This window comes from Nocardia transvalensis NBRC 15921 (assembly GCF_000308875.1).
GTDB classification, from domain to species: Bacteria; Actinomycetota; Actinomycetes; order Mycobacteriales; family Mycobacteriaceae; genus Nocardia; species Nocardia transvalensis.
Window position 1 is genome coordinate 154,462 of the sequence record NZ_BAGL01000032.1, and the last position, 8,254, is coordinate 162,715.

Annotated in this window: 7 protein-coding genes and 1 pseudogene; 2 read left to right on the forward strand and 6 right to left on the reverse strand. The window is 69.9% G+C overall.

Annotated features, from left to right (window positions below):
* The first annotated feature begins 15 nt into the window (after positions 1-15).
* Positions 16-2,166, forward strand: coding sequence for an Hsp70 family protein (locus ON41_RS43385; RefSeq protein ID WP_051161201.1), 2,151 nt, complete (start codon positions 16-18; stop codon positions 2,164-2,166).
* Between the two features lie 227 nt (positions 2,167-2,393).
* Here ON41_RS43385 and ON41_RS10540 read toward each other — a convergent pair whose 3' ends face one another.
* Positions 2,394-3,164, reverse strand: coding sequence for an SDR family NAD(P)-dependent oxidoreductase (locus tag ON41_RS10540; RefSeq protein WP_373281334.1), 771 nt, complete (start codon positions 3,162-3,164; stop codon positions 2,394-2,396).
* A 167-nt stretch (positions 3,165-3,331) separates the two neighbouring features.
* Here ON41_RS10540 and ON41_RS10545 point away from each other — a divergent pair, with 167 nt between their 5' ends.
* Complete coding sequence (locus ON41_RS10545) at positions 3,332-4,129, forward strand: HAD family hydrolase (RefSeq protein WP_040747208.1); 798 nt, start codon at positions 3,332-3,334, stop codon at positions 4,127-4,129.
* Positions 4,130-4,184: 55 nt separating this feature from the next.
* Here ON41_RS10545 and ON41_RS10550 read toward each other — a convergent pair whose 3' ends face one another.
* The 5 genes and pseudogenes from ON41_RS10550 to ON41_RS10570 form a co-directional block, all read right to left on the reverse strand.
* Positions 4,185-4,940 (reverse strand): sirohydrochlorin chelatase, encoded by a 756-nt coding sequence (locus ON41_RS10550; RefSeq protein ID WP_051161216.1) that lies wholly within the window; start codon positions 4,938-4,940, stop codon positions 4,185-4,187.
* Positions 4,941-5,005: 65 nt separating this feature from the next.
* Positions 5,006-6,301, reverse strand: coding sequence for a sulfate adenylyltransferase subunit 1 (locus ON41_RS10555; protein ID WP_040747210.1), 1,296 nt, complete (start codon positions 6,299-6,301; stop codon positions 5,006-5,008).
* Entirely contained in the window at positions 6,301-7,230 is a 930-nt protein-coding gene (gene cysD / locus ON41_RS10560) for a sulfate adenylyltransferase subunit CysD (protein ID WP_051161202.1), read from the reverse strand. The genes ON41_RS10555 and cysD overlap by 1 nt, the downstream gene beginning before the upstream one ends.
* Positions 7,209-7,925 carry a phosphoadenylyl-sulfate reductase gene (locus ON41_RS10565; protein WP_040747213.1) on the reverse strand — a complete coding sequence of 239 codons (717 nt, stop codon included), beginning with the start codon at positions 7,923-7,925 and terminating at the stop codon, positions 7,209-7,211. Before ON41_RS10565 ends, cysD begins: the two co-directional genes overlap by 22 nt.
* A 15-nt stretch (positions 7,926-7,940) precedes the next feature.
* Positions 7,941-8,254, reverse strand: a pseudogene (locus tag ON41_RS10570) (nitrite/sulfite reductase); the annotation flags it as partial.

Here is an 8,254-nt window from a genome sequence, read left to right on the forward strand (position 1 = left end):
ACAGTTGGCTTCGGCATGAGCATCGGCACAGTGAACTCCGTCCTAGCGGCAGCCGGTGAGAACGATCAGCCCTCCGTGCGGGTGCGCCGCACGGCCGTCACCTTCGACAGCGCGGGTGGCGCGCGCATGGGCGGACTGCCTCGATTCGCCCCTGTGGTAACGGATTTCGCCGATCTCACGCGCTTCACCGAGCCGGTCGTCGTGAACGGGCGGACGTGGACGCCGTCCGATCTGGTGGCCACGGTGATCGCCTGCCTCATCGACGCCGACGAACCGGCCGCCGCGCCGGTCGCCACCTACCCGGCCTGCTACACCGAACGGTGGCTGTCGCCCTTGCGGCGGGCGCTGATTCGGCACGGGGCCGCCGACGTGATGCTCATGCCGGAGCCGGTCGCGGCCGTCGAATGGCTGGATGCCGAGCACGGCGTGTCCGAGTCCGGGCTCACGCTGGTCTATGACCTGGGAGGCAGCAGCCTCGATGTCGCGGTCGTACGCACTGAGGGGGATCGCGACAAGCGGGGAATCCTGGGCCGGCCGGTGCGGTCGCACGAGTACGGCGGTCGCCCGCTGGGGACCGTGCTGGCCCGGTACGCCCGCGCGCTCGCTCCGGGCGTCACGCCCGTGTCGAAGGTCGTTCCTGCCGGGGATACGACGCGATTACGCACCTGGACCGTGCGCAATTCCCTTCGCGTGGTGCGCAAGTGCGTGCACGGCGCCGGGCTGACGATGCGGGATATCGACCGGATCCTGCTCGTCGGCGGCGCCGCCCGGCCGCCCGAGGTGGCACAGGTGCTGGGCGAACTCGGGCCGCCCGTGGTGCTGTCGCGGGATCCGGCGCACACCACCGCCATCGGTGCCGCCGTCGCCGCCGCGCGGATGGCCGACCCGGGTGCCGGCCCGGGTCGCTATGCGCGCGGCGCGGCGGTGTTGTCCAGCGCCGCGGTCGCTTCCGCCATGGCGATGTCGGCGGCCACGATGCTGGGGAGCGGGCCGATCGGCACCGACGGTCCGTCTCTGGAGTTCGCTCCCGCGCTGGCCGGACCCGCCACCGGGGCGCGTACTCAGTTCCGCGATCTGCAAGTGTTCGCGGACCTCGACGCCGGCCCCGGGCTGCCGGGCGGCGCGGACGGACTGCTCTCCACGGTCGCGGCAGTGCGTTCGAACGGTTCAGCGGCAGCGGCGGTTTCGGCTGTCGCATCGGCGGCGACGCAGACGGTGGAGCGTGCGGTCCGCGATCGCGGCCCCGGCACGCATTGCGATCCGGTGAGCCTCCGCCAGACGGCCACCTACGCCAACCCGGCTCGCTTCACCAACCCGCTGCCGTTCGCTTCCTCGGTCGGCACGGCGTCCTCCGGCGGCACGATCCCCAGCGTCAGCCTGCCCGGTCGAAAGCCGGGCAGCCAATCCGACGTCGCCCGAGGGGTTTCCACTCCCGGGCCCGTCGCGCCCGGTACCGGTCTGTCCTCTACGCCGGGAGGCGCCACCGGCACGGCCAGCGCCGGTGGATCCGGTTCCGGCACCGGACTATCCGAGGGGCCGGCTCCCATCGCCGCGACGGGCACCGGCTCCGCGGGCGGTAACGGCTGGTCCGCTACTCAACCCTCCGGAGGGTCGTCGGGTGGTGGCTCCGCGCAAGGGGTTGGCGCGGGGGCCGGGGGAGCGAGCACCCCCGGTACGCCATCGGCGGGCGGGGCATCCTCCGGTGATGGATCTTCCAGTGCTGCATCGGGTTCCGGTGCCGGTGGGGGTTCTGGTTCCGCTGGTAGTGGGGACGGCGGGGGTGCGACATCCGGTGGTGTCGGCGGGGGTTCGGCAGGTGGGGGTGCGACGTCGGGCGGTGAGGGTGCGACGTCCGGTGGCGGCAGTGGAGGGTCTGTGGGCGGCGGGTTCGGTGGCGGTTCCACGAGCGGCGGTATCGGCGGAGGCGCAACGTCCGGTGGGAGTGCGGGTTCCGTGGGTGGCGGCTTCGGTGGTGGCGGGACGTCCGGCGGCGGAGGAGGTTCCACGAGCAGCGGCGCGACATCCGGTGGCCTGGGCGGAAACTCGTCGAGCAGCTCGACCGGCGGAAACTCCGGTGGCGGATCGAAGTCCGGCGGATCCTCCGGCGGCTCATCCCACGGTGGCTCCGGTGGAGGTTCCGGCGGTGGGGGCGGATCGCGCCGCTGAGCCGCGTCCAGACGATCGCCCCGACGTGTACCGCGCCGGGTGGGACATGCCGTGCACACGGCCGTTCCGCAGAGTAGTGCCGCCTGTGCTGCTTCGCTCGTTAAGGTGCGATGCCCGGAACCTGCGGCCGCACATCGAGATTCGCGCGGCCGCAGATCGGCACCCGAGCTGTGCTGCGCCTTCCCGGGATAACCGCTGAGCAGCGGAAGGCGCTCGGCCGCAAAGGGTTACTGTGCCGTGAACCCGCCGTCGATAGCGACCGCGGACCCCGTGACGAAGCTGGCCTCGTCGCTCAGGAGGTAGGCGCAGAGGGTGGCGATCTCGTCGGGGCGGGCGATACGGCCCAGGGGATGCAGGGCCGCGACACTCGCCTCGCCCTCAGGGGTGGCGCCCATGGACGAGCGGAACGCCGGGGTGTCCACCGCGCCCGAGACCAGCGCGTTCACCCGCACGCCCTGGGCGGCCGTCTCCAGGGCCACCGCGCGGGTCAGCCCCACGACGCCGTGCTTGGCCGCCACGTAGGGCGATACGGAACCCATGCCCACCACGCCGAGGTTCGACGCGTTGTTCAGGATCGCGCCGCCGCCGGAACCCAGGATCGCCGGAATCTGATGGCGCAGACCGTAATACACGCCCGTGAGATTCAGATCCAGCTCGCCGCGCCAGCCGGCCTCCTCGATGTCCTGGATCGCGCCGAAGGCCGTGACCGCGCCGGCATTGTTGAATGCCGCGTCCAGCCTGCCGAATTCGTCGAGCGCGGTCTGCGTCAACCGGGCCACGTCGTCGGAGACGGTCACATCGGTCGGCACGAATACCGCCCGGCCCCCCGCCGCCCGAATCCCCTCGGCAACCCGGTCGCCGGCCTCCTTTCCGCGCGAACCCAGCACCACCGCGGCCCCCTCGGCGGCCACGCGATGCGCCACCGCCGCCCCGATACCCGAGCTGGCGCCGGTGATCAGTACGACCTTGGACTCGAACCGAGCATTCATCGATGTCATCACTTTCCCTGTAGGTCTTCGGTTTTCGCTGACAGGACCGAGTCAACCAATGTCGTGCGGCCGGAGCTGGCGGAAACCGGACATTTAATTGACGCGTCATGTACCGCCCGGGAGTGACACGCGGACGCCGATGAGGTCGCGGCGGCGATATCGGTAACAATGGGCGCGTGGACACGGCAGATATTCCCCAGCTGATAGCCCTCGATGTGGACGGCACCCTCCTGAACACCGGCGCACCCATCAGCCCGCGCGTGCGCGAGGCGGTGCGGGCCGCGTCCGAGGCCGGTGCGCACGTCGTGATCACCACGGGCCGCACCCTGTTGGCGACGCGGCTGGTGCTGGAGGAGCTGGGATTGGACGAGGGCCGCGCGTTGTGCTCCAACGGCGCTGTGCACGTGGACATCTCGAACTGGGAACCGCTGTCGGTGCACACCTTCGATCCGGAACCCGCAGTGGCGGTGCTGCGTTCGCTGTTTCCCGATATGGTGCTGTCGGTGGAGAAGGTCGGCGTGGGCACCTGGACCACCGGCTACTATCCCGGCAGTTTCCGGCTCGGCGAATTCCGTTTCGTGGAGGACCGCGACCTGAGCCTGGAACCCACCACCCGCCTGAACGGCTGGTGGCCGGGCGGCAGCCTAGCCGACATGGTCCAGGTCATGGGCGAGCAGAGCCTGCCCGGCGCGGGCTGGGTGCACGGCGAACACGAACCCTGGCTGGTGGCCTCCAAGATCGGCATCTCCAAAGGCTGGGCGCTGGAACAACTCCGCCGCGAACTCGACGTCCCCCAGGAGGCCACCCTCGCCGTGGGTGACGGCTACAACGACTGCGAAATGCTCTCCTGGGCAGCCCATTCGGTAGCCATGGGCAACGCCGTCGACCCGGCACTCGAACTCGCCGACGAGGTCACCGCCGACGTCTCCGAAGACGGCGTAGCCATGGTGCTCGAGCGCTGGTTCCGCAACTGACCACCCCGCACCCGTCGCGACTGTTTCCGGCGTGCCTTCGGCCGGAATTCACAGGTCAGGCCGACAGCTCGAATGTGGCTGTGGCGGCGCGCGTGTAGCGGTCCAGGGCCACCTCGGTGAGGAGCGGATGGGCTCCGATCGTGGGGGCGTGGGTCAGGGCCGGGGCGGCGGTGCGCAACCGGTCGGTGAGGAGGCCGGGGGCGAGGAACCAGGGCGCGACCAGGATTCGGTCGCATCCGCGACCGGAGAGATCCGAAACCACCTGGGGGAGTGACGGTTCGGTGGTCGCGAAGCAGACCGAGGTGTGCCAGGCGGTCCCCGCGGCCAGGAGGTCGCCGATCTCCCGGGTGCGGCGATTGGCCTGCTGGGACGACGATCCGACTGCGGCCACGGCGATGCCGATACGGTCGTCGCGGGGGTCGGCCCCGGCGGACCGGACGCGCTCGCGCAGGGCCGTGACCAACCGCGGGTCCGCGCCCAGGACATCCGCCTGAGTCAGCCGCAGCCGCGGGTGCCGGGTGCGGGCCGCCGCGAGCATCCCCGGCAGGTCGACCCGCGCGTGAAAGGCGCTGCCCAGCAGCAGCGGAACCACCACGGCCTCGGTATGCCCCTGCGCCGCAACGGCATCCACGACCTGCTCGACCGACGGCGTATTCAGATCGAGGAATGCCAGCCGCACGTCCAGATCTTTTCGGCGCGCGGCGATATCGGCCACGACCGCCGACACGGTCGCCGCCGACCGCGGATCCCGGCTACCGTGCGCGACCGCGATGAGTGCCGGTTTCGCCGCCGTGCCGAGATCCGGGCGCAGGTCCCCCACCCGGCGCAGGAGCCCGGCGTCCGGGCGCGGCGCGAAGCCCGCGGGATGTTCCACCGTCAGGACTCCGTGCCGACCTCGACGGCGGTGAGGACATCGCCCACCAGACCCGCGGCGAGGGTGTTCCCGCCGGCCGGATCGATCAGCAGGAAGGAACCCGTGTGCCGGTTGACGCGGTAGTCGTCGGCCACGATCGGATCCGCGACCCGCACCGAGATACGGCCGATATCGTTGAGCCCCAGCGACTCCGGATCCGGATCCGCGGCCAGGTTCTGCTCGTCGAAACGCTCAAGCAGCGCGCCGACGATCGCCTGGGTGGTGCGGGTGCCGTGCTTGAGCAGCAGCCGCGCGCCCGGGCGCAGCGGCTTGTCGCCCAGCCAGCACACCGTGGCGTCGAACGTATCGATCGGCTCGGGCGCGTCGGCCGCGGCGGCGATGGTGTCGCCGCGGGAGATGTCCACGTCGTCGGCCAGCACCAGCGTCACGCTGCGGCCCGGCTGCGCGGACGCCAGTTCGCCGTCGGCGGTGTCGATGCGCTCGACGGTGCTGCGTGTGCCCGAGGGCAGCACGACCACCTCGTCGCCCTTCGACACCACACCCGCCGTGACCTGTCCCGCGTAGCCGCGGTAGTCCGGGTACTCGGCGGTGCGCGGCCGGATCACGTACTGCACCGGGAAGCGCAGGCCCACTTGGTGTTTCCCGGAGCTGTCGGCGTCGACCGGCACCGATTCCAGGTGTTCGATGAGCGAGGGGCCGTCGTAGAACGGGGTGTTCTCCGAGCGGGAGGCGATATTGTCGCCGTGCAGGGCCGAGACCGGAATCTCCACCACGTCCTCGGGCGACCAGCCGAGTCGCGTTGTCAGCTCGGTGAATTCGGTCGCGATCCTGTCGAAGACACCGGCCGAGTCGTCGACCAGATCGATCTTGTTCACGGCGAGGACCAGCTTCGGCACACCCAGCAGCGCCATCACCGCGGCATGGCGGCGGGTCTGCTCGATGACACCCTTGCGCGCGTCTACCAGCAGGATGACCAGCTGCGCGGTCGACGCGCCGGAGACGGTGTTGCGCGTGTACTGCACGTGTCCGGGGGTGTCGGCGAGCACGAAAGTCCGTCGCGGCGTGGCGAAGTAGCGGTACGCGACATCGATCGTGATGCCCTGCTCGCGCTCGGCGCGCAGGCCGTCGACGAGCAGCGACAGGTCCGGCGTGGCCAGGCCCTTGTCGACCGACGCCCGGGTGACGGCGTCGATCTGGTCGGCCAGCACGGATTTGGTGTCGTAGAGCAGGCGTCCGACCAGAGTGGACTTGCCGTCGTCGACACTGCCGGCGGTGGCCAGTCGTAACAGGTCGGACATCAGAAATAACCTTCTCTCTTGCGGTCTTCCATCGCGGCCTCCGAGACCCGGTCGTCACCGCGGGTGGCGCCGCGTTCGGTGAGCCTCGACGCGGCGACCTCGGCGAGGATGTCCTCGTTGGTCGCGGCGGTGGAAAGTATTGCGCCGGTGGTGGATCCGTCGCCGACGGTGCGGTAGCGCACCGACTTCACGACCAGGTCCTCACCGTCGGCCGGGCCGCCCCAGGAGCCGGGCGTCATCCACATGCCGTCGCGCTGGTAGACCGGGCGCTCGTGGGCGTAGTAGATGGTCGCCAGCTCGATGTCCTCGCGGGCGATGTAGCGCCAGATGTCCAGCTCGGTCCAGTTGCTCAGCGGGAACACCCGGACGTGCTCGCCGGGGGCGTGCTTGCCGTTGTACAGATTCCACAGCTCGGGGCGCTGGCGCTTGGGATCCCAGCGGCCGAACGCGTCACGCAGCGAGAAAATGCGCTCCTTGGCGCGCGAGCGCTCCTCGTCGCGGCGCCCGCCGCCGAACACCGCGTCGAAGCGGTTGTCGGCGATGGCGTCCAGCAGCGGCACCGTCTGCAGCGGATTGCGGATCCCGTCGGCCCGCTCCGTCAGCCGCCCGTCGGCGAGATACTGCTCGACCGACGCGACATGCAGCCGCAGCCCGTACTTCTCGACGACGCGATCACGAAACTCCAGCACCTCCGGCAGATTGTGCCCGGTATCGACGTGCAGCAGCGCGAACGGCAACGGCGCGGGCCAGAAGGCCTTGAGCGCCAGATGCAACAGCACCGTGGAGTCCTTACCCCCGGAGAACAGAATCACCGGCCGCTCGAACTCCCCCGCCACCTCGCGGAAGATATGGATCGATTCGCTCTCGAGGGCGGCCAGGGTGTCGAAGTGCGTGTCAGTGGCTGTGGTCATGAGGCGTGTAACCCGCATTCGGTCTTGGCGAGGCCGGCCCAGCGGCCGCTTCGCGGATCGGCTCCCGGTTCCGGCTTCCGTGTGCACGGGGCGCAACCGATGGACGGATATCCCTCCTCGACAAGGGGGTTGACGAGAATGCCGTTGCTCTCGATGTAGTCGGCCATCTCGTCGTCGGACCAGGCGGCGATCGGGTTGATCTTCACCAGGCCGAATCCCTCGTCGAAGGAGATCAGGGGGGCGTTGGCGCGGGTGGGCGCCTCCACGCGGCGGATGCCGGTGACCCAGGCGTTGTAGCCGGCCAGCGACTTCTTCAGCGGCACCACTTTGCGGAGGCGGCAGCATTCGGCCGCGTCACGTGCGAACAGATCCTTGCCGAGCAGTCGATCCTGTTCCGCCACAGTGTTTTCCGGCTGCACGTTCACGATGTTCACGCCGTACACGGTCTCGACCGCGTCCCGGGTGCCGATGGTCTCGGCGAAGTGATAGCCGGTGTCGAGGAACAGCACGTCGACGCCCGCGTGCACCTGCGCGGCGAGGTGTACCAGCGCCGCGTCCTGCATATTCGAGGCGACGATGTAGCCGTTGCCGAAGGTCTCCTCGGTCCACCGCAGCAGCTCCTGCGCGGTGGCCTCCGAACCCAGTTGCGCCGCACCGTCTTCCGCGATCGCGCGCAGCTGGTCCTCGGACAGCTTCTCCACTGTGGTTGCCATAGCTGATATCTCCCGTTACCGAAGGTCGGCGTCGTCGGCGCGGACGGCCCACTGCGAGAACCGCTCGCCCTCGTCGCGGTTCTTCGCGAAGTTGCGCACCACACGCTCGATGTAGTCACCGAGTTCGGCGCTGGTCACCTTGTGCTGACGCAGCTTGCGTCCGAAGGCGGCGTCGAACCCGAGACTGCCTCCCAGATGAACCTGGAAGCCCTCCACCTGATTCCCGTTGCCGTCGTCGACGAGCTGACCCTTGAAGCCGATGTCGGCGATCTGGGAACGGCCGCACGAGTTGGGGCAGCCGTTGATGTTGATGGTGATCGGCACGTCGA

Bases quoted from the DNA above. Each gene is read 5' to 3' on its own strand.
- ON41_RS10540 (WP_373281334.1), bottom strand. From the start codon at position 3,164: ATGACATCGATGAATGCTCGGTTCGAGTCCAAGGTCGTACTGATCACC.
- cysD (WP_051161202.1), bottom strand. From the start codon at position 7,230: ATGCGGGTTACACGCCTCATGACCACAGCCACTGACACGCACTTCGAC.
- ON41_RS10565 (WP_040747213.1), bottom strand. From the start codon at position 7,925: ATGGCAACCACAGTGGAGAAGCTGTCCGAGGACCAGCTGCGCGCGATC.
- ON41_RS10555 (WP_040747210.1), bottom strand. From the start codon at position 6,301: ATGTCCGACCTGTTACGACTGGCCACCGCCGGCAGTGTCGACGACGGC.
- ON41_RS43385 (WP_051161201.1), top strand. From the start codon at position 16: ATGAGCATCGGCACAGTGAACTCCGTCCTAGCGGCAGCCGGTGAGAAC.